Source organism: Methylophilaceae bacterium (assembly GCA_018398995.1).
In the GTDB taxonomy this organism is placed as follows: Bacteria; Pseudomonadota; Gammaproteobacteria; order Burkholderiales; family Methylophilaceae.
The window spans coordinates 804,027-829,351 of the sequence record CP073759.1; the positions used below are offsets into that span (position 1 = coordinate 804,027).

25 protein-coding genes and 1 pseudogene are annotated in these 25,325 nt (G+C 41.4%); 17 read left to right on the forward strand and 9 right to left on the reverse strand.

Annotated features, from left to right (window positions below):
* Window positions 1-76: 76 nt before the first annotated feature.
* The 3 genes from KFB94_04185 to KFB94_04195 form a co-directional block, all read right to left on the reverse strand.
* Window positions 77-1,237, reverse strand: coding sequence for a porin (locus KFB94_04185; protein QVL46300.1), 1,161 nt, complete (start codon window positions 1,235-1,237; stop codon window positions 77-79).
* Window positions 1,238-1,355: 118 nt separating this feature from the next.
* Complete coding sequence (locus KFB94_04190) at window positions 1,356-1,898, reverse strand: site-specific integrase (protein ID QVL46301.1); 543 nt, start codon at window positions 1,896-1,898, stop codon at window positions 1,356-1,358.
* A gap of 12 nt (window positions 1,899-1,910) precedes the next feature.
* Window positions 1,911-2,582, reverse strand: coding sequence for a hypothetical protein (locus KFB94_04195; GenBank protein QVL46302.1), 672 nt, complete (start codon window positions 2,580-2,582; stop codon window positions 1,911-1,913).
* 240 nt (window positions 2,583-2,822) lie between these two features.
* On the opposite strand from KFB94_04195, the pseudogene moaC reads away from it, so the two are divergent.
* Window positions 2,823-2,981: pseudogene (gene moaC, locus KFB94_04200) on the forward strand (cyclic pyranopterin monophosphate synthase MoaC).
* Between the two features lies 1 nt (window position 2,982).
* Here the strand turns inward: moaC and KFB94_04205 are convergent.
* Both KFB94_04205 and KFB94_04210 read right to left on the reverse strand, forming a co-directional pair.
* Window positions 2,983-3,987: an FAD-dependent oxidoreductase gene (locus tag KFB94_04205; protein QVL46303.1), complete on the reverse strand. Its 1,005-nt coding sequence runs from the start codon at window positions 3,985-3,987 to the stop codon at window positions 2,983-2,985.
* Window positions 3,987-5,969 (reverse strand): cation:proton antiporter, encoded by a 1,983-nt coding sequence (locus KFB94_04210; protein QVL46304.1) that lies wholly within the window; start codon window positions 5,967-5,969, stop codon window positions 3,987-3,989. Before KFB94_04210 ends, KFB94_04205 begins: the two co-directional genes overlap by 1 nt.
* Before the next feature lie 138 nt (window positions 5,970-6,107).
* Here KFB94_04210 and KFB94_04215 point away from each other — a divergent pair, with 138 nt between their 5' ends.
* The 16 genes from KFB94_04215 (at window position 6,108) to xth (ending at window position 19,902) form a co-directional block, all read left to right on the forward strand.
* Entirely contained in the window at window positions 6,108-7,115 is a 1,008-nt protein-coding gene (locus KFB94_04215) for a KpsF/GutQ family sugar-phosphate isomerase (protein QVL46305.1), read from the forward strand.
* A 92-nt stretch (window positions 7,116-7,207) separates the two neighbouring features.
* Window positions 7,208-7,669, forward strand: coding sequence for an HAD hydrolase family protein (locus KFB94_04220; protein QVL46568.1), 462 nt, complete (start codon window positions 7,208-7,210; stop codon window positions 7,667-7,669).
* A gap of 16 nt (window positions 7,670-7,685) precedes the next feature.
* Window positions 7,686-8,264, forward strand: a complete 579-nt coding sequence (lptC, locus tag KFB94_04225) for an LPS export ABC transporter periplasmic protein LptC (GenBank protein QVL46306.1) — start codon at window positions 7,686-7,688, stop codon at window positions 8,262-8,264.
* 16 nt (window positions 8,265-8,280) lie between these two features.
* Window positions 8,281-8,898, forward strand: coding sequence for a lipopolysaccharide transport periplasmic protein LptA (gene lptA / locus KFB94_04230; GenBank protein QVL46569.1), 618 nt, complete (start codon window positions 8,281-8,283; stop codon window positions 8,896-8,898).
* A gap of 9 nt (window positions 8,899-8,907) precedes the next feature.
* Window positions 8,908-9,630: an LPS export ABC transporter ATP-binding protein gene (lptB, locus tag KFB94_04235; GenBank protein ID QVL46307.1), complete on the forward strand. Its 723-nt coding sequence runs from the start codon at window positions 8,908-8,910 to the stop codon at window positions 9,628-9,630.
* A 12-nt stretch (window positions 9,631-9,642) separates the two neighbouring features.
* On the forward strand, window positions 9,643-11,190 hold the full coding sequence (locus KFB94_04240; protein QVL46308.1) for an RNA polymerase factor sigma-54: 1,548 nt from the start codon (window positions 9,643-9,645) through the stop codon (window positions 11,188-11,190).
* A 134-nt stretch (window positions 11,191-11,324) separates the two neighbouring features.
* Complete coding sequence (gene raiA / locus KFB94_04245; protein ID QVL46309.1) at window positions 11,325-11,651, forward strand: ribosome-associated translation inhibitor RaiA; 327 nt, start codon at window positions 11,325-11,327, stop codon at window positions 11,649-11,651.
* Window positions 11,652-11,825: 174 nt separating this feature from the next.
* Complete coding sequence (gene rapZ, locus KFB94_04250) at window positions 11,826-12,662, forward strand: RNase adapter RapZ (GenBank protein ID QVL46310.1); 837 nt, start codon at window positions 11,826-11,828, stop codon at window positions 12,660-12,662.
* 60 nt (window positions 12,663-12,722) lie between these two features.
* Window positions 12,723-13,127, forward strand: a complete 405-nt coding sequence (locus KFB94_04255) for a PTS fructose transporter subunit IIA (protein QVL46311.1) — start codon at window positions 12,723-12,725, stop codon at window positions 13,125-13,127.
* Window positions 13,124-13,393: an HPr family phosphocarrier protein gene (locus KFB94_04260; GenBank protein QVL46312.1), complete on the forward strand. Its 270-nt coding sequence runs from the start codon at window positions 13,124-13,126 to the stop codon at window positions 13,391-13,393. The genes KFB94_04255 and KFB94_04260 overlap by 4 nt, the downstream gene beginning before the upstream one ends.
* Window positions 13,394-15,124 (forward strand): phosphoenolpyruvate--protein phosphotransferase, encoded by a 1,731-nt coding sequence (gene ptsP / locus KFB94_04265; GenBank protein QVL46313.1) that lies wholly within the window; start codon window positions 13,394-13,396, stop codon window positions 15,122-15,124.
* Between the two features lie 27 nt (window positions 15,125-15,151).
* Window positions 15,152-15,496, forward strand: coding sequence for a DUF4870 domain-containing protein (locus tag KFB94_04270; GenBank protein ID QVL46314.1), 345 nt, complete (start codon window positions 15,152-15,154; stop codon window positions 15,494-15,496).
* Window positions 15,497-15,518: 22 nt separating this feature from the next.
* The gene (locus tag KFB94_04275) at window positions 15,519-17,549 is read left to right on the forward strand and encodes a M3 family metallopeptidase (GenBank protein QVL46315.1); all 2,031 of its coding nucleotides are present in this window, start codon (window positions 15,519-15,521) and stop codon (window positions 17,547-17,549) included.
* Window positions 17,550-17,718: 169 nt separating this feature from the next.
* Complete coding sequence (locus KFB94_04280; protein QVL46316.1) at window positions 17,719-18,168, forward strand: hypothetical protein; 450 nt, start codon at window positions 17,719-17,721, stop codon at window positions 18,166-18,168.
* A 287-nt stretch (window positions 18,169-18,455) separates the two neighbouring features.
* Window positions 18,456-19,040, forward strand: coding sequence for a 3'-5' exonuclease domain-containing protein 2 (locus KFB94_04285; GenBank protein QVL46317.1), 585 nt, complete (start codon window positions 18,456-18,458; stop codon window positions 19,038-19,040).
* Window positions 19,041-19,134: 94 nt separating this feature from the next.
* Window positions 19,135-19,902, forward strand: coding sequence for an exodeoxyribonuclease III (xth, locus tag KFB94_04290; GenBank protein QVL46318.1), 768 nt, complete (start codon window positions 19,135-19,137; stop codon window positions 19,900-19,902).
* A gap of 10 nt (window positions 19,903-19,912) precedes the next feature.
* Here xth and KFB94_04295 read toward each other — a convergent pair whose 3' ends face one another.
* The 4 genes from KFB94_04295 to rsmB all read right to left on the reverse strand — a co-directional run bounded on the left by KFB94_04295 (window position 19,913) and on the right by rsmB (window position 25,282).
* Window positions 19,913-21,175 (reverse strand): sigma-54-dependent Fis family transcriptional regulator, encoded by a 1,263-nt coding sequence (locus tag KFB94_04295; GenBank protein ID QVL46319.1) that lies wholly within the window; start codon window positions 21,173-21,175, stop codon window positions 19,913-19,915.
* Window positions 21,176-21,317: 142 nt separating this feature from the next.
* On the reverse strand, window positions 21,318-23,456 hold the full coding sequence (locus KFB94_04300) for a HAMP domain-containing protein (GenBank protein ID QVL46320.1): 2,139 nt from the start codon (window positions 23,454-23,456) through the stop codon (window positions 21,318-21,320).
* A gap of 1 nt (window position 23,457) precedes the next feature.
* The gene (locus KFB94_04305; protein ID QVL46321.1) at window positions 23,458-24,021 is read right to left on the reverse strand and encodes a DUF4390 domain-containing protein; all 564 of its coding nucleotides are present in this window, start codon (window positions 24,019-24,021) and stop codon (window positions 23,458-23,460) included.
* Entirely contained in the window at window positions 23,999-25,282 is a 1,284-nt protein-coding gene (gene rsmB / locus KFB94_04310) for a 16S rRNA (cytosine(967)-C(5))-methyltransferase RsmB (protein ID QVL46570.1), read from the reverse strand. The genes KFB94_04305 and rsmB overlap by 23 nt, the downstream gene beginning before the upstream one ends.
* Between the last annotated feature and the right edge of the window lie 43 nt (window positions 25,283-25,325).

Below are 25,325 nucleotides of genomic sequence, written 5' to 3' on the forward strand. Positions count from 1 at the left end.
CACAATAAAAAACGGCAACCGAAGTTGCCGTTTTTAATCACACTACAGCGTAATGCTGTATCAGATTGATTTTATCCTAGAAGAATAAGATCGCACCAAGTGAAATTGTTTTTGCTTTTGCTTTTACGTCTGCAATAGAACCATTGTTGTCACGATCTCGCTCAGCTTCTGAGTATTCAGCAACCAAGTTCAAATGTTTTGTGATTGGGTGGTATGCACCAATTGTCCACATTGAATCTTCAGCCGAGTCGAATGTATCAATAGAGTTACCATCTAAAGTAGACTCACCATACGAAACACCAACTTTAGTCGTAGTTGGCAATACGTATGTAGCTTGTACGTACCATTGATCTGAATCACGTGACTTACCTGTTGAATCAAAACCATCATAAAGCTGATGAGTTTGACCAATACCATCACCATTACCGTAGTAAGCTGTTAAACCTAAACCTGCAATGTTAACAGTGGTACCTATATCAAAAGCTGTCGCACGGTCATCACCCAACGCAACTGGAGTACTCACGTCTGTTTCTAAACCATCAACTTTTTGTGAGATAAATGATGCCCATACTTTACCAGCAACATCACCTGTCCATGCATATGACGCTTTACCTTCGAAAGCAGGAGACGAGCCGCCACGGCCAGTACTATTAGCACTACCAAAATCGTTACCTAAAGCATTACCAACAGCATTCCATGATTGTGTTACACCCACTGTGAAATCAAAACCGTTCCAGTTTGGTGATGTGTAAGCTACTTGTGATTTCCAGTCAGCATACATAAAACCTGAGCCGATACGACCTACTGTAGTTGTATTACCAGCTAGAGAACCAGCACCACCACCAACACCTAATAGTGTCATGTCGTTTAGGATCGCGTCAGAAGCATAGATACCTAAATCTTTACCTAGCTTGATAGAACCCCATGAAGCATCACCAAATGTTAAGAATGCTTGACGGTTTTCTTGGTTAGAACCTTGAATACCACCGTTTGTAGTAGAAGCACCTGGGTTGATTGAGATAGTGAAAGCAACATCTAAATCGTTTTGACGTGTTTTACCAGAAACTGATAGGTAGTTAGGTAAAAGACCAGTAGTAATGTTATTTGTTGTATCTTGGTCGCCCGAGCCAAGACCCAAAACGCCTGCAGGACCATTATCGCCACTGTAACTTGTTGAAGTGTAGTAAGCATTTACCACACCGCCGATGTCTAGTGTCCAATCACCAGCTGGGATCATGATACCAGCTTGTGCGCTTGAAGCACCAGCAACTAACGCTGCTGCAAAAGTTAATTGCCTTTATGTTATTGAATCGATTAATACTTTTTAAATACTAAAAATAGTCGATATTTTCCTATTAATCGCTGGTAACAAATGGCGTGATTTTATCCAAATAAGTACTCCACCAATCCATCATCTCTATACGCTCAGGCATATATTGCGCACGGTTGTAAGCACGACGGACTTGATTACTTTCTGCGTGTGCTAACTGCCTTTCAATGACGTCAGCCCTAAAGCCTTGTTCATTTAATATTGTGCTTGCAATAGCGCGAAAGCCATGTACTGTCATTCTTCCTTTGTAGCCAAGCCAATAAAGTGCTTGGATGAGTGCGTGATCTACCAACGGCTTGTTGGCTTTATGAAATACGTATTTACTACTTGGATAAGTTTGCTGAATATGCTGAAGAATTGAAATCGCATGAACTGACAATGGCACAACATGCTCAACCCGCATTTTCATGCGCTCTGCTGGTATCTTCCAAAGCTGTTTATCAAAATCAAACTCCTGCCACTGTGCTAATAGCAACTCATTTTTACGCACAAATGTCATTGCCATCAGCTGTAAACCATAGCGTGTTATTTCATCACCTGCTTTGTCATAGTTCGCAATCGCTCGCATTAGTTCTGGTAACTATTCAGTCGCTACTGCTTTTTGATGAACAACGACGTGCCCATGCAATGCTGCATTCAAGCCAACGGTAATGTCTTGCTTACAAATGCCAATCACCATTGCGTATTGCCATATTTGCCTACAGTCATTTAATACACGCTTAGCCACATCGTTTGCACCACGCGCCTCAATTTTCTGCATCAAAGCCAATAGTTCTTTCCTAGTAATACGCTGTATATTTTTATTGCCTACGAACTTGTAGATATTTTTTTCTAACCTCTTTTCTACCATCAGTTTGTGCCGCGCTGTCCATTTTACTGATTTACGCGAAATCCACTGTAAGGCAATTAGCTTAAAGCTATGATCTGGCTGAATTGATTGAGTAGGCTGATTGATTGGAGTGATAATATGATTTTGTAAGTGAGCTGGATGCTGATATTTAGCGAGAATTAATTGCTCATAAAATAGCTTGGCATTTTTATAAGCAGTTAATTTGTCGGTTGTTTTAAGACTGCGGCGATAAGTCTTGCCTCTATCCCAATATACCGCTTGCCAATACGGTGATGCATTATTTAGATAAACTTTGAGTTTTTTTGGGTAACCAGGTACTGGCGTAACTGTTCCTAAAATAGCAGCTGTTCTGTGTCTTATTATGTCTTGTGAAGTTAAAGTAGGCAAATTTTCAGTAATCATAATGCTAGCCCTCAAAAGCTATAATTATTATTGATTACATAAAACTCTACTACCAAAAGTAGTCGATTTAGTTCTCAACTAAAACTCGACTAAGGTGAAGCCGCTCCTATTCAATTAATGACAATTTGTGATACATTTTTAATTGGGTTAATTAAGTCCCAATTATTTTTTAACAATTTAAGGTTTAAGACTTTTAATTAATTTTAAAAATAGATTAAATCTCCCATAACGGTTTTCAACGGCGTTGAAATGGAAGCCCTCAGCGCGGTGAGTGTGGGCTTACTGACGATTTATGATATGTGCAAAGCAGTTGATAGAGGCATGACCATCAGCGATATTCGGTTATTAGAAAAACAAGGTGGTAAATCTGGTCATTGGCAACTTGCCACGCATGCGTAGATTATATGATTAAATTGGCAACCATTTTTGCGCAGGCTGGCGCCATGGTGAGACCATATCGAAAATGACCTGTATTCAGATAGAGATTCTTAATCGTTGGGTGCGGGCCAATTGTTGGCAAGTTGTTTGGAGTGCCAGGCCGCAAACCGCTCCAATGCTTAACAATGGGCGCTTGCTTTAAGCTTGGCATCATCGCTTCGGCTTTGGCTTGCATTTCTTGTTTAACGATGTCAGTCACACCAGCGTCAAAACCAACATCCTCTAGTGTGCTACCTGCCAACAAATAACCATCTTTGCGCGGCACCAAGTAAAAGCCATCTTGATACACAATCGTCGTTAAATGATTAATTGGCACTTTATAGAGCAACATTTGCCCACGCATCGGTTTAATATTGACTGTTGATGCCGTTGCTTTTAGCAGCTCAAAGCTCCATGCGCCAGAAGTGACAATAAAACAATCACCCTCGATTATTTCGCCGCTGGATGTTGTCCAAGCATTTATTTGCGTTGTTTCTATGATTGGCGCTAGTTGTGTATTTTCCATTAATGTCACACCATGCAATATCAAGCTTTGCTTGAGCGCCTGCATTAATATTGGGTTGCGTACTTGCCCTACGTGAGGCAAAAACAAATCTTCTGCTTGCTTTTCTACCGCAATGTTATTTTGCTGACACGAGCTAAGCGCTAGCCTTACATCAAAAGGTGGTTTTATTAACAGCCCACTTTGGATATATTCAGGGTCTATGCCTGTTTGTTGCCTTAATTGCTGACAAATATCCGGATATAAAGCAGCACCTTCCAAACTTAGCCGATTCACTTCTTGTTGATAAAACCAAGGCAAAAGTGGAAACAATAAACCAGCACCTGCCCAAGAGGCTTCTCCTGATGTTTGTGCTGCAATTTGGTTGCGCTCGACAACGATGACGTGGTGGCCAGCTTGCACCAACGCCAAAGCAGTCATGCAGCCGACTATGCCGCCACCTACTACCACAACATTTGAAGCCATTATCGCGTTTTGCCTGAGGTCAAATACATCTCAGCTGCGGTTATACCTTGCTGTGTGCCTAACAGCACCACAACATCTCCCTCCATTAACACAATATCTGGACGCGGCATGATGTCTGTCCGCATATCAGGCCGGCGCAAATGCTGTACTTCAACGCCAAACTCAGCCAAATCAATATGTCGTAAGGATTTTTTATTGGCATAGGCATTGCTACCAATTTCAACTGGGTGCAATGTTAATTGCTCGTTATTACCAAACTCTGCGCTCTCATCTGAGGTGCCTCTGAAATAACCTTTAAACATTTGGTAGCGCTCTTCGCGGAATAAGCGAATACGTTTCACCACGCGATTGAGCGGCACACCGAGAATGACAAGCGCATGGGACGCCAACATCAAGCTACCCTCTAGCACTTCTGGCACCACTTCCGTTGCCCCAGCCGCTCTAAATGCTTCCATGTGCGTTTCATCTGAGGTTCGCACAATCACTGGCAATGTAGGATAATTTTCTTGGGTAATATGCAATACTTTCATCGAAGATCGCATATCGGCATAACTGACAATCAGTGCTTTTGCATGTGCCGCGCCTGCAGCCTCCAACACAGCGCCTCTACTGGCATCACCATACATCACATGCTCACCGGCCACTGTTGCCTCATGAACACGGGTAGGGTCAATATCCAAGGCAATAAAAGGAATATTCTCTTCTTTTAAAAATCGCCCCAGGTATTGGCCACTTCTGCCATAGCCACACAGAATCACATGACCGTGTAGCGTTTTACCAATTTCTTGCAATGCTTCATCTTTTTGATTGCTGTTCATGAGGTAGCTTTTTGCTAATTTCCGCGCAATACGTCCATTATATTGAATGATAAATGGTGCAGTAATCATCGATAACAAACACGCTGAAAGCACCAATTGCAACTCAGCACCAGCAATTAATCCACGACCTAATCCTAAGGTTAAAATCACAAACCCAAACTCACCTGCTTGTGCCAAAATCACACCAGTGCGCATACCAACGCCCCACTCAAACCCAAACAATCGAACCAATACGGTAATCACAACTGCTTTAAACAAAACAAAAGCCAATAATAAAGCAGAGACCAATAGAATATTGTGGATTAAATAATTAAAATCGAGCAGCATGCCCACACTGATAAAAAATAGACCCATCAAAATATCACGGAAGGACGCAATATCTGATTCAACTTGGTAACGATAGCGCGTTTCTGAAATTAACATGCCGGCAATAAAAGCACCCAAGGCATAAGATAAACCAGCAAGATTAGTTGCAAAAGCCAGTAACAAGGTGACCATCAAAACATTCATCACGAACAACTCACGAGAACGTTGTCTAGCCACTAAGCCAAACCAAAAGTTAATAACTGTTTTACCAAACTTGAACAAAATGAATAATAAAACGACTGTTTTAATCAACGCCAAACCAAGCAAGTTAACTAAATCAGCAGACTGTGAACTTAATGCAGGAATAAGCACTAAAATTGGAATAACGGCTAAATCTTGAAATAATAAAATGCCTATACTGAGTCGGCCATGACGTGAATTTAAATCAACACGCTCCATGAGTATCTTTGAAACAATAGCTGTTGAAGACATGGTTAAAGCTGAGGCTACAATAAAAGCAACCGTTAAACTTAATCCAGCTATCCAGCAAACAGCCATAATGACTGCCATCGTAATCACCACCTGAGCGCCGCCTAAACCAAATAAAGTTTTACGCATCGCATATAACTTGGGCAAACTAAACTCTAAACCGATACTAAACATTAAAAACACAATGCCAAATTCTGCCAAATGTCGACCTGACTCTGTATCTGGCAATAAGCTGAAAGCATATGGGCCAAATAGCACACCAACCACAAAATAAGCAAGCATAGGTGGCAATCGTAAAGCGCGAAAAAACGCCACGAACAGAACGGAGCTGGTAAGCACTAACAGAATACTGGCAAGTGAATTAAACAATGATTTTCTTTCTCAATTTTTTATATAAACGCCAAGAATAAACAAATACGCAAAAATTGTGCCTACCTGTCTCTATTTAGGCAAAAAGCTGTGTTTTTACTTTGATTCAAGAGCGATTCCCTTTTATACTAATTGTATATGAGCCCTACATTACTGCAAACAGAACAGTTACATTCACCTAAACGTGCATCTCTTACACTAGCGCGCAAAGTGCTAATGATTGAAGCAAAAGAAATTGAAACGCTCGCTTCAAACTTAGATGCAAACTTTGAAGCCGCTGTTGCACTTATTTTACATTGTAAAGGACGTATTGTCGTAAGTGGCATAGGTAAATCTGGTCATATTGGCGGCAAAATTGCCGCAACATTGGCTAGTACAGGCACACCTGCTTTTTTTATGCACCCGGCTGAAGCTAGCCATGGTGATTTAGGCATGATCACCAGTGACGATGTGGTGATTACACTCTCAAACTCGGGTGAAAGTGACGAAATCATCAACATCCTCCCAACCATTAAGCGTTTAGGCGCTAAAGTGATTGGTATCACTGGCAGAAAAACGTCAACGTTAGCTAAGCAAGCAGATATTCATCTTAGTGCAGAAGTCTCTCAAGAAGCGTGTCCGCTCGGTTTATCGCCGACAGCCAGCACCACCGCCGCACTTGCACTTGGCGATGCGCTCGCAGTATGTGTATTAGACTGTAGAGATTTTTCTGCTGAAGATTTTGCAAAATCGCATCCTGGCGGCAGTCTGGGCAGGCGCTTAATCACCCGTGTTGAAGACATTATGCGCTCTGGTGATGCTATTCCTTATGTCATGGATACGGCAACGCTTGCTGATGCGCTACTTGAAATGACGCATAAAGGCTTGGGCTTTACGGCAATCGTTAATCAACACTATCAGCTGATTGGTATTTTTACCGATGGTGATTTACGTCGCGTGTTTGCGGCAGGCAACAACACGCAGTCCACCATCATCACAGAGGTGATGCACGCCAATCCCACCACGATTATTGCCAAAAAATTGGCGGCTGAAGCCATTGAAATAATGGAACATCATAAAATCAATGGCCTGCTGGTAACAGATGAAGCGCGCAAGTTAGTGGGTGCATTTAACATGCATGATTTATTAATGGCAAAAATCATTTAATATAGAAAGAAGAAAAATTGAGCAACGTATCAGAATCAATTATTGCGCGAGCAAAAAAAATTAAAGTGCTTATTTTAGACGTTGATGGCGTCATGACGGATGGTAGTTTGATCATAGGCGACGATGGTCAGGAATATAAAGTCTTTCATTCGCATGATGGTTTGGGCATGAAATTACTAAACAAAACTGATGTTAAAATGGCCATCATTACTGGCCGCACTTCTAATGTAGTGAAGATACGCGCAGAAACGAATCATATTACACATTGCTATCAAGGCGTTGAAGACAAAGGACTTGCATTTGATGATTTGATTAATCAGTTGGGCATTAGTCCAGATGAAGCTGCATTTATGGGGGATGATATTGTTGATATTCCACCAATGCGCAAGTGTGGTCTTGCCATTACGGTGCCAACTGCACAAACGGCTGTTAAGCCATATGCGCACTACATTACAAATAGCCAAGCTGGAAAAGGCGCGATCAGAGAAGTTTGCGAACTCATTATGACTGCACAACATACCTTTGACACAGTGACCAGCAAATACTTTCAATAAACAAGTGCCGTAGAACATGCCTAATCGCTCAACGATTTTATTCCCACTGATTTTGGCCGGCTTTATGGCGCTCATCACGTTTTGGATTAACCAATCTGTTGATCAACAAGGGCCCAGAACCGATGGCAGCAATCGACACGACCCCGACTACATGATGGAAAATTTTGTCACGCAACAGACGGATGAGACAGGCAAATTACGCTATATTTTGGCTGCAGACAAAATGACGCATTATCCAGACGATGATAGTACCGTCTTAAAACAACCTAAATATACGCAATATGCAATCAATAAACCCTACACCCAAATTGAAGGTAATCACGCGAATGTTTCTAGTGATGGTGAAGAAATTGAAGTGTTGAAAGATGTTGTGGTTGTACGAGAGGCAACTATAGATAGTGGTGAAATGCATGTATTTACCGATAAGTTAACTATTTTTCCTAACAAAGATTTAGCAAAAACTGATCGTCCTGTTGTCATTAAACAAGCACCTAAAACGGTGATTCATGCAACTGGCATGATCTACGACAAGCGCAATAAAACCATACGGCTACTTAAAAAAGTAAATGCACATTATGAAAAACCAACAAACTAATGATCACTTCAACAGCATGCGATTGAGCAAATGCCAGCTAATCATGACGCAGCTTTTTTACATTGCCGTACTGGCCACTAGCTTACTTTCTGCCGAGCGGGCACATGCTGAAGCGGCTGATCGAGACAAACCAATTGAGTTGGAAGCTGATAGCGTTATCGTTGATGACGCTAAAAAAATCAGTACTTATATTGGTGGCGTAGTGTTAACTCAAGGCACATTGGTTATTCATGCCGATAAACTGATTGTGCGTGAAGGTAAAAACGGATTCCAGAGCAGCACGTCTACAGGTAACCCAACAACATTCAAACAAAAGCGTGAAGGTAAAAACGAATACATGACAGGCAGTGCCAGAAGAATTGAATATGACGGACGTATGGACAAGGTGGAGCTTTACACCAAGGCATGGGTAAAACGTGGAGAGGATATCGTTTATGGCGATTACATTAGTTATGATGCCAATGCGGAATATGCTGAAGTGATTGGCGGTGAAAAATCTGAAAGTGCGGGTCCTGAAAGCGGTCGAGTCAGAGCAATTATCCAGCCAAAAAATAAAACGACCTCTAGCGTGCAAACAACACCAAGCGCACCTAGCCTAAAATTAAGTAATGAGCTTACCATCACAACTGAATAACTTAATATTATGAGCCAACTTGTTGTAGAACACCTCCGCAAATCTTACAAATCACGTACGGTTGTACATGATATTTCTCTGCAAATTAATAGTGGGGAAGTCGTCGGCTTGCTTGGTCCTAACGGCGCAGGCAAAACCACAAGCTTTTATATGATGGTTGGTTTGCTCCCTTTAGACTCGGGTCGTATTATCCTTGATGGTGATGACCTTAGTCACAGACCCATCCATTTGCGTGCAAATAAAGGGCTGGCGTATTTGCCTCAAGAACCCTCTATTTTTCGTAAACTATCCGTTTCAGAAAACATCATGGCAGTGCTTGAGTTGCAACAACTGTCAGAAAAAGCGCGCAATGACCGACTAGAATCACTGTTACAAGATTTAAACATCATGCACATTCGTAGCAATACGGCGGTGAGTTTATCTGGCGGTGAGCGTAGACGCGTTGAAATTGCCCGTTGTTTAGCAGCCAATCCTAGCTTTATTTTGCTAGATGAGCCTTTTGCTGGTATTGATCCAATCGCGGTATTGGATATTCAAAAAATTATTCGTTTTTTGTCCTCACGCAATATTGGTGTGTTGATTACAGACCACAATGTACGTGAAACATTGGGCATTTGTGATCGTGCTTATATTGTCAACGAAGGGACGGTATTCGCTTCTGGTAGCCCATCAGAAATCATCAGCAATGAAGCTGTACGTGAAGTATATTTAGGCAAAGACTTTAAACTCTAATTAAAAATAGCGATGAAACAAAGCTTACAATTAAAGATCTCGCAAAATCTTGCGCTAACGCCACAATTACAGCAGTCTATTCGTTTACTGCAATTATCTACACTTGAGCTTAATCAAGAGCTTGAAATGATTTTACAAGACAATCCACTCCTAGAATTGGTTGAGGGAGATGATGAGCTTAGTGGTGATGAGCATAGTGGTGATGAAAGTACAAATCAATTATCGAAAGAAACAAACAACGATCATCCAATCGATGAGCATGAAGCCAATGGTGATGATCATCATGCAAATGAAGAAACGCATGATGCCGGTGCCCAAGAGCCATTAACAGAGGCACCCCTCTCAGAAAATGATTTTAAGCAAAGTGATTTTGATGAAGATTATGAAGAGTATGGTAGCGCAAGCCCATGGGACGAAGGTAGCAGGCAACATAGTGACGAAGACGATGATGATTTTACGCGTCAAGAAACTGTTGTTACCAGTTTACGCAATCACTTATTAGACCAAATTAAATTATTAACATTGTCTGATAGAGACCAGCGAATCATGTTATTGCTCATTGATAGCATTAATGAGAACGGCTATCTTGAGTCATCCCTTGAAGACATCATGAATTCGCTGCCTGATGAGCTCGAAATAGAGTTTGTTGAACTAGAAACAGCACTCAAACATATACAAAATTTAGATCCAATCGGCATTGGTGCCACTAATTTACAAGAGTGTATTTTATTGCAACTCAATACACTACCGCACAATGTGCCCGATCTAGCACTGGCAAAAATGATTGTAAAAGACCACTTGCACGTGCTGGCCAATAAAGATTTTAACAAGTTACGTAAACTCGTTAGCTGCAATGAAGAAAGCTTGAGGCGTGCACAGGCGCTCATTCAATTACAAAATCCAAGACCTGGGGCAAGTTTTGCACAATTTAGTCCTGATCACTTTATACAACATGAAGTGATTGTCAAAAAAATAAAAGGCATTTGGGTTGCCACGCTTAATGATGGCGTCATGCCAAAATTACGTATTAATCAAATGTATGCCGACATATTAAAACGCAATCGTGAGAATTCAGGCCAATACTTACAAAGTCAAATGCAAGAAGCACGCTGGATGATCAAAAATATTCAACAGCGTTTCTCGACCATTTTGCGTGTTTCGCAAGCAATCATCGATAGACAACGTAACTTTTTTGAGCATGGCGAAATTGCGATGCGGCCGCTGGTGCTGCGTGAAATTGCAGAAGAATTGGAACTCCATGAATCGACCATTTCAAGAGTGACCACACATAAATATATGCTGACGCCAAGAGGTGTTTTTGAACTGAAATACTTTTTTGGTAGCCACGTCTCCACTGATTCGGGTGGAGAATGTTCTGCTACCGCCATTCGCGCACTGATCAAGCAACTGGTGGCCGAAGAAAACAGCAAAAAACCACTTTCCGACAATCAAATCAGCGAAATTCTCTCTAAACAAGGCATTGTTGTCGCCAGACGCACCATTGCCAAGTATCGCGAGGCACTCAATATTCCGCCAGCAAACCTACGCAAATCATTATAATAAATAGGTAAAATCACCAACTGGGCTAGTTACATTCACCCTAAAAGGTGTACACTAAAAGTGTTCTTGGTTTTTTATTGAGTTAGTTTTCTAACGTAAAAACCGAAGAACAAACTTAAAAAAAGGATCTTATTATGAATTTACAATTAACAGGACATCATCTAGAAGTTACACTTGCCTTAAGGGAGTACGTAGAAACAAAACTAGGACGAATAAGCAATCATTTTGACCATGTGATTGATGTAAAAGTAACCCTGCGCGTAGAAAAGCTGGCTCAAAAAGTTGAAGCAACACTACACGTTCCTGGTAATGATTTGCATGCCGAAAGTAGCGATGAAAACATGTATAGTGCCATCGATATTTTGACAGACAAACTGGATCGCCAAGTATTAAAACACAAAGAAAAAAATAGCGACCATCACAAGGTGAATGGCGCTCTCAAGCACCAGTCACTTAGTTAATGTAAGATAATCACTTTTCAGACGCATCACAGCGCGTCTGTTCAACACCGTCTCAAGTCATCATACTTGAGGCGGTCACAAGCGCCTCCTGCACTATTTACACTTCTATTAAATTTTGCACAGAATGTTACACTATACTAGTGAACAGATTTCAATCTTAAAAGGCTCAATAACGTGCATTTAATTATCTTAACAGGACTATCTGGCTCTGGTAAAAGTGTTGCACTGCGCGCATTAGAAGACAGTGGTTTTTACTGTATTGATAATTTACCAGCAACCATGTTGCCACTTATCTCACAGCATATCGAAACCAATACACATCAGAATATTGCGGTGAGTATTGATAGCCGCAGCGCTGCAATCGAAACCTTGCCTAATGCTATTGCCTTGTTAAAACAGCGTGCTCATATCGTTGATTTAATTTTCTTAGAAGCCAGCACAGAAACGCTCGTCAAACGGTTCAGCGAAACAAGACGCAAACATCCTTTAAGTGATAAAGAAACCACACTAGCTGAAAGTATTGCGCATGAACAGGATTTGCTCTCTAACTTAAGTCAGATTGCCCATCGCATTGACACCAGCAATAGCAATGCTAATGCTTTACGCAAACATGTGCGCGAACTCATCGCCCAACCATCTAATAAAATGGTACTGCTATTTAGCTCGTTTGGATTTAAGAACGGATTACCGCTTGATGCTGATTTTATCTTTGATGTACGCAGCTTGCCAAACCCACACTACGATAAAGCATTACGCTTACTAACAGGTAAAGATGCAGCTGTTGCTACTTTTTTAGAAAATACACCAATGGCAATAGAAATGTTGACGGACATTAAACAGTTTGTTGAAAAGTGGTTGTCTAGCTTTGAGCAAGATAACCGCAGTTATCTAACAATTGGTATTGGGTGCACAGGTGGTCAGCATCGCTCAGTCTATTTTGTAGAGCAATTAAGTGCTTATTTTAAAGCCTCCCAATATAAAGTCATTATTCGACATCGAGAGTTAGACTAAAATAGACATGCTGGCACTCAATAAAACGTTTTACTGATTGTTTACTGATTGAAGGTTAATATGATTGGAATTTTAATTATTGCGCATGAAAGACTGGGAGAAAGTTTAATTGAGTGTGCCACGCACATGCTCGGAGAAAGGCCTAAACAGCTACATGCATTAGCAGTTAAAAGTAGTGATGAACCAGAGATATTGTTACAACAAGCGCAAGCAATTGCAGATGAGATTGATTCAGGCGATGGTGTTTTAGTGCTTTCTGACATATACGGCGGGACACCTTGTAACATTGCAACGAAGCTAGTCAGTAGCAGTCACTCGCAGGGCATTTCTGGATTAAACCTGCCCATGTTAATTGTTGCACTCAGCTATCGCAACTTGCCATTCAGCGATTGTTTAAATAAAGCAATGAATAGCGGTCAAGAAAGTGTAGTTTATTTCAATGAGAAAGGTTGTATGCCTTCATGATAAAAGAAAATGTTGAAATTATTAACGAGCTAGGACTGCATGCTAGAGCCTCTACTAAGCTCACACAAATAGCAAGTGGGTTTTCAAGCGAGATTGCCATTACGCGCAACGGAAAACGCGTCAATGCAAAAAGCATTATGGGCGTCATGATGTTAGCCGCGGCAAAAGGTTCTGTCATCGAAATAGAAGCGAATGGCCCCGATGAAGTAAAAGCGATTAACGCACTGAAGGCGCTCATCAATAATTACTTTGATGAGAGCGAATAATTGTCGAGTTTTAGCTTACATGGCGTAGCTGTTTCGCAAGGCATTACCATTGGTAAAGCCCATTTAATCTCTAACGCCCTGTTGGAGGTTGCACATTATCAGCTTCCCAAAAAGCGTATTGCGGCTGAAGTAAAACGATTTACTGAAGCCATCGACACAGTTAAGCAAGATCTAGAAACAATCCGCCAAGAATTGCCATTACTGGGAGACTTAGGCGCTTTTATTAATACCCATCTTGCCATCTTGTCCGATAAATCGTTTTTGGACGGCGCCAAAAAAATGATTCGTCAAGAACAATGTAATGCAGAGTGGGCTATTAAATTGCAGCTAGATAACATCATCGAGCAGTTTGATGCATTTACTGATGAATATTTACGCGAACGCAAACAAGATATTATTCAAGTTGTAGAGCGGGTGATTAAAGCATTGCTAGGACACCCAAACGCACAATTGAGTGACGGCGTTAAAAAAAGTAATGATAAAGATATTATCTTGGTCGCGCATGACATCTCCCCTGCCGATGCCATTCAGTTTAAAAAAAACCAATTTTCTGGCTTTATTACTGATGTCGGCGGCGTCACATCTCATACCGCGATTTTAGCAAGAAGTCTGAATATTCCATCCATTGTTGCTTTAAAAAAAGCACGCGATTTAATCAGCGAAGGCGAAATCATTATTGTTGATGGTAGCCAAGGCGTTGTCATCGTCAATCCTAGCAAAGAAATTCTTCAACAATACACATTACGCCAGCGCCAATGGGAATTAGAACAACAAAAACTGTTGTTAATTAAATCAACTGTTTCCAAAACCATTGACGGCACTCCCATCGCCTTATTTGCCAACATTGAAAGTCCTGAAGGGATGGATGCCATTCATGCATCAGGTGCAACAGGTATTGGTTTATTCCGCACCGAGTTTTTGTTTATGAATCGGGTAGAACCACCAGATGAAGAGGAGCAGTTTGTCGCTTATAAAACGGTTGCTCAAGCGATGAAAAAAGCACCGGTGATTATCCGTACACTTGATCTTGGCGCTGACAAACAAGTGAATCTCCATAATATAGAAACATCCAATACTGCATTAGGTTTGCGTGCGGTTAGACTTTGTTTAACAGAACCACACATTTTTCATACCCAATTTCGCGCATTGTTGCGCGCATCGCATTATGGCAATATCAAAATACTGATTCCCATGCTGACTTCATTGGCCGAATTGCGACAAACTAAATTATTATTAGCACATGCTAAACAATCGCTAGAAAAAGAGAATATTCCATTCAATAACAATATTGAACTTGGTGGCATGATAGAAGTACCAGCCGCAGCCATTAACGCCAACGCATTTGCGCGTGAATTAGATTTTCTTTCAATAGGCACCAACGATCTCACACAATATACACTTGCTGTTGATCGCACTGACAGTACAGTTGCGCATTTATATAATTCGCTCCATCCTTCTGTGTTGCATTTAATTGCCCATACGATTATGGCTGGCGCTAAATTTGATAAAACTGTTTCTGTTTGCGGAGAAATGGCAGGTGATATGCAATTAACCAAATTATTGCTCGGCATGGGGCTACGCCAATTTTCTATGCATCCAAGCCAAGTGTTAAGCGTAAAGCAAAAAATTTTACAGAGCAATCTGAATAAAATAACCAAAGCTGTGAACAGAATCCTTAAAATGGAAGATGTTGCAAAAACAGAATTACACGTTAACAAACTGAATCACTAACACAAGATTAAAACGCAGGAGCACAACATGGCCACAGAAATTATAGTCCCCAGCAATGATGATAAAAATATCGCCACCATGACGCATCTAGCTGGCACTGTGTTTTCATTTGTTCCAGCACTGATCGTGTGGATATTAAAAAAGAGCGATAGCGCTTTTATTGCAGATCAATCCAAAGAAGCGCTTAACTTTCAAATAACCATTGCGATTGCCATGTTTGTATGTGGCTCAATTTTATCTTGGGTACTCATCGGCATTATGCTGATCCCCATCATTTGGCTTGCCAATATTGTTTTTTGTATTATTGCCGCCATCTCTACGAGTAAGGGTGAAACCTATCGTTATCCATTTTGTCTACGCTTAATCAATTAAGCCACTTTTTGAAGGAACCACTTTGTCATCAAATCCACTACTCCACTTTTCTGGACTACCTAAATTTAATGAAATAAAACCAGCGCATATCAATCCTGCTATTGACAGCTTGATTGCTGAAGGTCGTGCCTTGGTTGAACAATTAGCAACCAGCCAAGAAACGCCAACATGGGAAAATTTTGCACTAAAGTTAGAAGATCATAGTGAAAAGCTAGGGCGCGCTTGGAGCCAAGTGGGTCATATGAATGCAGTCGTGAATAGCCCTGAATTGCGCGAGGCTTATAATGAAAGTTTGCAGAAGTTAACTGATTTTGGGAGTGACTTAGCGCAAGATGAACGCTTATATGCAAAATTTAAAGCCATTCAATCTAGTGCAGATTTCAAGCAACTGAGTCCAACGCAACAAACCATTATCAATCACGAGGTGCGCGACTTTAAACTAGGTGGTGCAGAATTACCCGCCAAGCAAAAAGCGCGTTTCAAAGCCATCAGCGAAGCGCTATCAAAACTAAGTAGTAAGTTTGAAGAAAACATCATGGATAACACCAATGATTTCACACACCTAATTACTGACGTGAATGACTTAGCAGGCCTTCCTGCGGATGCCATCGAAGCTGCTGCTGAAGCCGCAACAGTAGCTGGTAAAACAGGTTATTTATTTAGCCTGCATTTCCCTTCTTATTTACCTGTCATGCAATATGCAGAAAATCGCCAACTACGCGAAATACTCTATCGCGCTTATGCCACACGCGCATCTGAGTTGAGTAAACCAGAATGGGATAACACACCTTTAATTAGCGATATTCTTAAGTTGAAAAAAGAAGAAGCCAACCTACTTGGCTTCAATAATTACGCTGAATTGTCTTTAGCCACTAAAATGGCAGATACACCCGCGCAAGTATCTGAATTTTTATATACCCTCGCTCAACGCGCTAAACCCTATGCAGAACGCGATATGGAAGAGTTATTAGCATATGCAGACAAACTAGGCTTAACCGATATGCAAGCTTGGGATGTTGGTTTTGTGAGCGAACAATTACGCCAAGAAAAATATGCTTTTTCTGACCAAGAAGTAAAACAATACTTTCCAGAAGAAAAAGTGCTGGCCGGTTTATTTAAAGTCACCGAAACTATTTTTGGCGTACATGTACGCAAATCCGAAGCGCCTGTTTGGCATCAGGATGCCAGCTTTTACGAAATTAGCGATCATGCCAATAACCCCATTGCCTACTTTTATCTAGATTTATACGCACGCCAAAACAAACGCGGCGGCGCTTGGATGGATGAATGCATTACCCGTCGCAAAAAAGCCACTGGCCTCGAATTGCCTGTGGCTTATCTCACTTGCAACTTCTCGGCACCAGTTGGTAATAAACCTGCTCTGTTTACGCATGACGAAGTCACCACCATGTTCCATGAATTTGGCCACGGCTTGCATCACATGCTCACGCAAGTGGAAGAATATGGCGTTTCCGGCATCAAAGGCGTCGAATGGGATGCGGTGGAATTACCGAGCCAATTTATGGAAAACTTTTGCTGGGAATGGGAAGTGCTACGCAATATGACGGCACACGTTGATACAGGCGCCCAACTACCACGCGAATTATTCGACAAAATGATTGCAGCTAAAAACTTTCAAGCGGGTATGCAAACCGTCCGCCAAATCGAGTTTTCACTATTTGACATGCGCCTACATGGTGACTTTGATCCAAATGGCAAATTAACCGCATTAGATGTGATTGATCAGGTGCGTGACGAAGTTGCTGTACTACGCCCACCCAAATGGAATCGCTTTCCTAATAGCTTTAGCCATATTTTTGCAGGCGGTTACGCCGCAGGGTATTACAGCTACAAATGGGCAGAAGTCTTATCTGCCGATGCCTATAGTTTGTTTGAAGAGTTAGGTGTGCTTTCAGACGAAGCTGGCAGTCGCTTTAAAAATGAAGTATTAGCTAAAGGCGGCTCTAGACCTGCGATGGAATCGTTTTTGGCGTTTAGGGGGAGAGAGCCTAGTATGGATGCTTTGTTGAGGCATAATGGGATGGGTGATTAATTTTTTCATGGTCGGCTAAGCTTGGATACAATCTAATAAATATAAAATAGCCAGCATAAAAAGGTTTAGTTGTTGATTTAATAATGATAATAATTTCTTTAAACACGATAAGATCCAGTCCTGATAAATTATTAGTCTCTTTTTTGACCTCCACTTTACATTGGTCATCATGAACGAGGAAGATCGAACATCGGCAATCGGCCTCGCACGTTACTCCGGTGAGTACTACGATGCGGCTATTACTGCAGACAATGTAATCGGCAATCGAAAGGGCTACGAGGTTGTCGCCCCCGCGCCAGTAATGTTTTTAATCGCTCATGCGATCGAATTTGTGTTGAAGGCATATCTGAGATGGAAAGGTGTAGATCTAGGGTACTTGAAAAAGGTGGGGCACAATCTAGATAACTGCTGGTACGCGGCGTGCGAATATGTTGTTACTGAGCATGTGTGCCTTTCGGAGGAAGAGCTTGTTATCCTAGGCTTAATAAGCGATCTCCATAGCTCAACAGAGCTCAGATACATCCAAACTGGCTACAAGCAGTTTCCCGTTTTCGGACCATTGCAACAGATGTCGACCAAAGCGCTCGACAACGTTTGCCCGTTGGTGGGGTTCAAATAGAGATGCTTAATCCATCTATCAAACGGGATACCACCTCTCGTATGGAACAATAGATGACGTAAGACAATTAAGTCTAAAAAAGCAGAGTTCATAGAACGGATTCGATTACGGTGCGCACGATTTATCTCATTTAAGCAACCTTCCTTTTCGCCTTTAGGCTAGTTACTTTCTTTTGGATAAGCAAAAGAAAGTAACTAGCCGTCGGGCTACCCCCGACTTGGTCAACAATGAACTAAACTCCATCCTAAATCATGATATTGTTCAATCTAAACATTTAATGAGTTCACATGCACCGTCCAACCAAAGAAGAAATTAGATCACTCCCTATGTATGAAGGGCTTAATCTTATTGACATTCACATTGTGGAAACTGAACAAGATGCGGCTGAAGCATTAGCTGTTTTAAACCATGCAACCAAGCTTGGTTTCGATACGGAAACGAAACCGACTTTTCGTCAAGGTGAGGCGAGTCCTGGTCCGACTTTAATCCAACTTGCAACTGCATCTAAAGCCTTTTTATTTCCTGTGCGCTTTCCTGCGGCTGTTGCTTCCGCTCATGCTTTATTAAGTAACGCGAATATTATAAAAGTGGGGTTTGGGATTCGTGATGATATTAAGGAGCTGCGCAATAAGCTGGCAATTGAGATAATAAATACGCAAGATTTATCAATTGAATTAAAGCATCTAGTTGATGAGAAAAATACTATTGGAGTGAGGTCAGCGGTGGCGATGGTGCTTAAATTGCGATTAACTAAAGGTGCGCAAACATCCAATTGGGGAGCGTATCCGCTACAAAAACATCAGATACAATATGCAGCAAATGATGCGCATGCGGCCATTTGTGTGGCTAACGCATTAGATAACATTCGATAAGCATCATCGCAGCTTAATCTCACAAGCGCATTTTGACCATTAAACAGGCGCGTGATAAAGTGAGTGCCATTCAAATTCAATTAGATCCCTATTCATGAAATTAGCCACTTGGAACGTCAATTCTTTAAATGTGCGTTTGCCACATGTTTTAGATTGGTTAGCAGAAAATCCAATTGACGTGTTGTGTTTACAAGAAACCAAGCAGGAAGATGCTAAGTTTCCTTATGCTGATTTACAAAATGCTGGTTACCATGCGATTCATAATGGGCAAAAAACCTACAATGGGGTAGCAATTTTAAGCACACACGAAATGACGGATGTCATGCATGGCATTGCTGGCTTTGAAGATGAGCAAAAGCGTGTTATCTCGGCAACAATCAACGGCGTTCGCGTTATTTGTGTGTATGTGGTGAATGGTCAAGCGGTTGAATCAGAAAAGTATGATTATAAAATGCGTTGGTTAACAGCGCTGAGGCACTGGCTTAACGATGAGTTGAAGAAATATCCCAAGCTGGTGATATTGGGCGATTACAATATTGCGCCGGATGATAGAGATTGTCATGATCCTGTTGCATGGGAAGGCAATATTCTGGTGAGCCCACAAGAGCGTGATGCATTTGAAGCATTGCTTGCACTAGGGCTACATGACAGCTTTAGATTATTTGAAGCTGGCGATGGTCATTTTAGTTGGTGGGATTATCGCATGATGGGCTTTAGGCGTAATCACGGGATGCGCATTGACCATATTTTGGTCAGTGATGCACTGAAAGACAAGTGTGTTTCTTGCATCATTGATAAAGCACCAAGAAAGCTGGAGCGTCCAAGCGACCATACGCCCGTTGTACTTGAAGTTAGCGACTAAAACAGACTGTCTAATTACCTTTAATACTCACGCCCAGCTGCTTTAATTTGCGATATAAGTGGGTGCGCTCTAAACCTGAAATTTCTGCTAGCTTGCTCATGTTGTTATTAATTAATTTCATGTGATATTTAAAGTAATAACGCTCAAACTCATCTCGCGCCTCACGCAACGGTTGGGTTAACTCAATCGGCAACACAATATCAACAGCCTCTGTCACACCAGAAAATTGTTCTAATACACGCGATACATCATCTAGGGTAATTTTTTCACCTAAGCTCGTCAGCATTAAATTTTGCACCACCGCTTCCAGCTGTTTCAAATCACCTACCCACTCTGTATTTCGAAGCGCATTGAGTGCTGCAACATCAAAATCTTTATACGTAATACCAGAAGACTCCGACAATAATGCCGTCATCGAGAGTACAAGCTCGGGAATGTCTTCTCGATGATCATTCAAACAAGGCACTTTTAAATTGGTATTAGAAAGTAACTGCAGTAATGACTGTTCGACAGCACCACTTTCTACCAGCTGCGCCAAGCCATACACGCTAGCACACACTATCCTTGTTTGGTATTTACTTGCATTTGATAATAATAGATTCAACCCTTTTTGCTCGGTTTTGCTGAGTGCCGTTAACTCTTCAATAAAGATAACACCTTCACGCGCCTGCTCTAAAATTTCTAGCGGTGCACTTGCTAGCTTTTCATACTCGCTCAATGCCACCCATGGCGTGCCTGCTGTATGCAAGAAGTGAGCGCAAAGTTCAATGCTGCCACCTTTTTTACCAATTAATAATAATGGCGTTTGCGTACGCGATATTTGCTCTAATCGTTGTTTTAACTCATGCATTAATTGGCCTTTGCCTAGACTAACCAAATTCATCTTTGTTTTAGGTAGGCTATCCGCGTGTAACAATGCAGAATTGACTGTTTTCAATAACTTTTGTAATGCAATTGGTTTTTCTAAAAAGTCAAAAGCACCAATTCTCGTTGCTTCTACTGCAGTATCAATGGTGCCATGTCCCGACATCATGACCACTGGCATATTTAACAGGCCCGCATTGCCCCACTCTTTGAGCAAACTAATCCCGTCGCAATCTGGCATCCAAATATCTAGCAATACCAAATCAGGTCTTGCCGACAAGCGCAGTTCACGCGCAACTTGTGCATTTTCTGCAGTGACGACCCGATGTCCTTCATCTTGTAAAATATCACTCAACAGCTCGCGAATGCCAACCTCATCGTCTACAACCATGATATTTCTTGATGCCATATTGATACTACCTTCTCTCTTAACGATTATGTACTACTATTCATCATTGTTATTCTACATTTAATACAAGATTTAATGCATACCACTTAAATCATCTTTCCAACCATCTGTTGTTTTGCCTATTTCTCAGCTTCTACTCAACTCAGTCTAATGCCTTTGTTAATGGCAATTGAATGCGGATACAAGCACCACTATCAGCATTGTTTTCTATCATAATCTGTCCTAAATGCTCTTCTACCATTTTCTTGACTATCGCCAAGCCCAACCCTGTGCCTTGCGCTTTAGTTGTGACATAAGGCTCGTAGGGATTGATCAAAACGTTATCGGTAAATCCTTGTCCGTTATCGCGCACTTCTAAGTAAATAAAACTGTCATCCCAATTGGTTTTTACCTTAATTTCTGGTTCTGGCTTACCCTCTAATGCATCTAGTGCATTCTGCATTAAATTATGTAAAACCTGCCTTAACATCGTTGCATCACCTAATAAATCAGGCATTTTTACTGCCAAATCATAAGTAATTGTGGCATGGGAGTTGTCATATAAACTCGATATATCTTTAATTAATTTATTCAAATTAATTTTTGCCATATTTACTGCAGGCGCACGCGCATATTCACTAAACTCATTCACCATTGCTTTCATGGCATCAACTTGATTGACAATTGTGTTGGTGGCGCGCGCCAACATGGCTGCATCTTCGTCATTCAGTTTACCGGCCAACTTAAGTTGCATACGTTCAGCTGACAGCTGAATTGGCGTTAAAGGATTTTTAATTTCATGTGCCAATCGTCTTGCAACCTCACCCCAAGCAGCATCACGTTGCGCTTGCGCCATGGCTGTCACATCATCAAATACCACAACAAACCCACTATTTGCGTTTTCTGGCAGTCGTGTTGCGCGTACTGATAATAATTGCTTACCTTGCGGCCCCACAAGCTCTAATTGCCGGCTCATTTCAGCCGTCATTTGGCCTTCGTTAAACGTAACCTCAAAATGTGTTTGTATTACTTTGACAAATTCAGCCAAAAAGTGATGTTCAATTGCTATTTTGGTAAACGGTTGATTTTCATATGGTGCTAAATGTAACCCTAGTATATTCATTGCAGCTAAATTAAAAGTCCGCAAGTCGCCATTTCGATTAATCGCCAGCACGCCAGAAGACAAATGCGCCAAAATGGTTTCTAAATAACCACGAGCCGCTTCCAGCCTCATTCTGTTATGTTCATTCGCCTTATTTGCATCTGCCAATTGTCGCGTCATACTATTAAATGACTTGACCAACACACCAAGCTCATCATTACCATACTCTGGCAGCATTTTGCTGTAATCACCATCGGCAATGGTCCGCGTACCTTCAGCCAATACTGTTAAAGGGCGAGACAAGCGACGACTAAGAACAAAAGCGATTGCCAGTGCTGAAAGCATTGCTAACATTAATACCAATGTTAATGTCAGCTTAAATACATCTTTGATTGAATCGCGACTATAAGAGAGTTCTTGATAATCGCGGTATACATCTTGTACTGCTTCAGCCGTGTTTGATAGCGACTTAGGGACAGGTTGTAACAACTGTAAAATCAATGTTTCACCTGTTAGCTCTTGTGAATTGACTGGCACTAAAATACGCAGATATAAACCCTTATCAAGGATTGGTTCTATTTTGCCAATCAACTTATATTTTGCCTGTCGTAATTGTGACAGGTTGGGTAACTCTGGTAAAAAACTGGAAGCATCTGCACTCGATACCGCCATAATGCGACCGCCAGCTGAAAGCAGTGTGGCATCTTGTATGCCCGTTCTTTCCCGTAAATCATTGAGCACTCGATATTGTGCTAGCCCTGGTTGCAGAGCCAGTGTTGTTGCCATGCTTTCTGCTTGATTTTCTAAATCACGCAATAAGGTATCTAATGCACGCTGTCCCAAACTTAAACCACCATCTAATGCAGCCTCTACTTTAACGTTGAACCAAGACTCTATAGACCGCGATAAAAAATTGACGGAGACTAGGTAAACAATTAAACCAGGGATAATCGCCATCATCGCAAAAGCGCTTACCATACGTAAATTAAGCCGACTGCCAACAACATGATTTTTGATATTTTTGTAAAGACTTTTTATCTGGAAGGTAATGAGTACTACTAAGACTGTTGCAAGACCGATATTGAGATAGAGTAAAATCTTGTAATAATCACCCGAAACAGCGGTATTAGCACTTGCGAATGAAAGTAAGTACAGTAAGATGAGTCCGAGTGCCGCACTAAAAAATACAATATATTTCATACTAGCGGTTTAAATCTTTTGGTACCCATTCAAATTGTTCTGAGGCAAGATCCCAGCCTTCAGAGCCAATAGCATCTACCTGTATAGCCTTTGGCAATTTGCTCTGATCTAACTTCATACTCAGCACTGCTTGATATGTTCGGTTAGGATCTATGATAGATTTATTGAAGACTTTCCAATCATAGAGCTGTACAAGTTCTATCATTGCCTCACTTAAAATATCATGTGAGGTCTGACGACCATCTTGGCTGACTAAGTATTGTCGACTTAAGGCATGGTAACCAACCTTAATCCGAGTACTTGTTTTCATCACGTCCGCATCCAACCACAGCAAACGCGGACGAACTAATTCGAATTCATACACAAACTCAACAGGCACACCTTTATTGATTGCCTCTTCAACTTTTTCCCCAAGAGCAATCTCCAGATCAGCATTCAGCATATAAGCTTCGCCACTCAGCTTTAAGTCTGCATTTTTGATGAGAATATGTCGAGGCGCTGCCGATGCTAATAGGCATGTCAGTATAAAAACAAAAAATAAGCTACACTTTTTGTAATAAGGCATAAAAGAAACCATCATGGCTATTTGAAGGAACCAATTGACCATGCTGAAGCGTCATGTTTTCAGTCATGTCATCAGTCAACGCAAGCGGCAATTGAATTGCATCAGCGTTTAATTGTAAAAAACGATCAATTTGCTGCTGGTTTTCTTCAGCAAAAATTGAACAAGTTGCATAAAGTAATTTACCGCCTTTTGCCAACAAATGCCACAAATTAGCCAAAATCACCGCCTGCTGTTGTGTAAACGAGACAATATCCGATTCTCGACGCAACCACTTAATGTCGACATGTCGCCGCACGATACCTGAAGCCGTGCATGGCACATCTGCTAGAATGCGGTCAAATAATTGTTCTGATTGCCAATTGCCTGCGTCGCCAAGTTGCAAATCGGCTTGCAACTGTAAGCGCGCCAAATTGCTAGCAACACGATCTAAACGATTACGATCATTATCTAATGCCGTCAGTGAAAGATGAGCAAGCTCTAATAGATGCCCCGTTTTACCACCTGGCGCACTACAAGCATCTAAGACACGCATTGAAGGCTTCACATCCAATAAGTGTGCAGCTAATTGCGCTCCATAGTCTTGCACTGAAACTGCACCCTCTACAAAACCGGGCACTTGCTCTACTGGCATAGGCTTAGATAACATCACTGCCTCCGCTCCCAAAACAGTGGCGACAATATCTTGACGCATCAGTAATTTTACATAAGCTTGCGCATTGGACTGTTTGATATTCACTCGCAATGTCATTGGTGGATGAGCGTTTCCAGCTTGCAAAATATCCTGCCAATTGCCTGGATATTGCACTTTCAGCTTTTCAATCCACCACGTTGGGTAAGAATAAAGTGCAACCATGTCTGTTTTTACTGTTTTAGAAAGCGTATCTTTAAGTCGTAAAAAATTACGCAATACGCCATTAACAAGTGCTTTTGCCCAACGCGGTTTCGCATTACCAGCCGCCTTAACAGCTTGGTTAACAACGGTAAAATCCTCTGCTTTATCATGCAATAATTGATAGATAGCCACCAATAACAAAGCATTGATATCGGTATTATTCAGTGGCTTTTCTAGTAGCTGCGTTAAATAGGCATTCACCTCACCATAAAATCGTAAAGTGCCATAACTCAAATCGGCTGCTCCGCCTTTTTGTTGGAGCGTAGCGTTAGGGAAAACATTCAGTGCATCTGGCAGTGCTAAAGTCAGGTTTCGCCCAGATAACACATCGGCTACGGCCATCGCTGCAATTTGTTGAGAAATATACACAATATCTTCCAAGTTTAGGTTACTAAGATTTTACTGCATATCA

Coding starts and splice junctions, on each gene's coding strand:
- KFB94_04280 (QVL46316.1), top strand. CDS start 17,719: ATGAACGAGGAAGATCGAACATCGGCAATCGGCCTCGCACGTTACTCC.
- KFB94_04305 (QVL46321.1), bottom strand. CDS start 24,021: ATGCCTTATTACAAAAAGTGTAGCTTATTTTTTGTTTTTATACTGACA.
- KFB94_04300 (QVL46320.1), bottom strand. CDS start 23,456: ATGAAATATATTGTATTTTTTAGTGCGGCACTCGGACTCATCTTACTG.
- KFB94_04240 (QVL46308.1), top strand. CDS start 9,643: ATGAAACAAAGCTTACAATTAAAGATCTCGCAAAATCTTGCGCTAACG.
- KFB94_04255 (QVL46311.1), top strand. CDS start 12,723: ATGATTGGAATTTTAATTATTGCGCATGAAAGACTGGGAGAAAGTTTA.
- KFB94_04190 (QVL46301.1), bottom strand. CDS start 1,898: ATGCGAGCGATTGCGAACTATGACAAAGCAGGTGATGAAATAACACGC.
- KFB94_04270 (QVL46314.1), top strand. CDS start 15,152: ATGGCCACAGAAATTATAGTCCCCAGCAATGATGATAAAAATATCGCC.
- KFB94_04220 (QVL46568.1), top strand. CDS start 7,208: ATGACGGATGGTAGTTTGATCATAGGCGACGATGGTCAGGAATATAAA.
- KFB94_04195 (QVL46302.1), bottom strand. CDS start 2,582: ATGATTACTGAAAATTTGCCTACTTTAACTTCACAAGACATAATAAGA.
- lptA (QVL46569.1), top strand. CDS start 8,281: ATGCGATTGAGCAAATGCCAGCTAATCATGACGCAGCTTTTTTACATT.
- KFB94_04260 (QVL46312.1), top strand. CDS start 13,124: ATGATAAAAGAAAATGTTGAAATTATTAACGAGCTAGGACTGCATGCT.
- KFB94_04295 (QVL46319.1), bottom strand. CDS start 21,175: ATGGCATCAAGAAATATCATGGTTGTAGACGATGAGGTTGGCATTCGC.
- KFB94_04205 (QVL46303.1), bottom strand. CDS start 3,987: ATGGCTTCAAATGTTGTGGTAGTAGGTGGCGGCATAGTCGGCTGCATG.
- KFB94_04285 (QVL46317.1), top strand. CDS start 18,456: ATGCACCGTCCAACCAAAGAAGAAATTAGATCACTCCCTATGTATGAA.
- KFB94_04185 (QVL46300.1), bottom strand. CDS start 1,237: ATGATCCCAGCTGGTGATTGGACACTAGACATCGGCGGTGTGGTAAAT.
- lptB (QVL46307.1), top strand. CDS start 8,908: ATGAGCCAACTTGTTGTAGAACACCTCCGCAAATCTTACAAATCACGT.
- xth (QVL46318.1), top strand. CDS start 19,135: ATGAAATTAGCCACTTGGAACGTCAATTCTTTAAATGTGCGTTTGCCA.
- raiA (QVL46309.1), top strand. CDS start 11,325: ATGAATTTACAATTAACAGGACATCATCTAGAAGTTACACTTGCCTTA.
- lptC (QVL46306.1), top strand. CDS start 7,686: ATGCCTAATCGCTCAACGATTTTATTCCCACTGATTTTGGCCGGCTTT.
- KFB94_04215 (QVL46305.1), top strand. CDS start 6,108: ATGAGCCCTACATTACTGCAAACAGAACAGTTACATTCACCTAAACGT.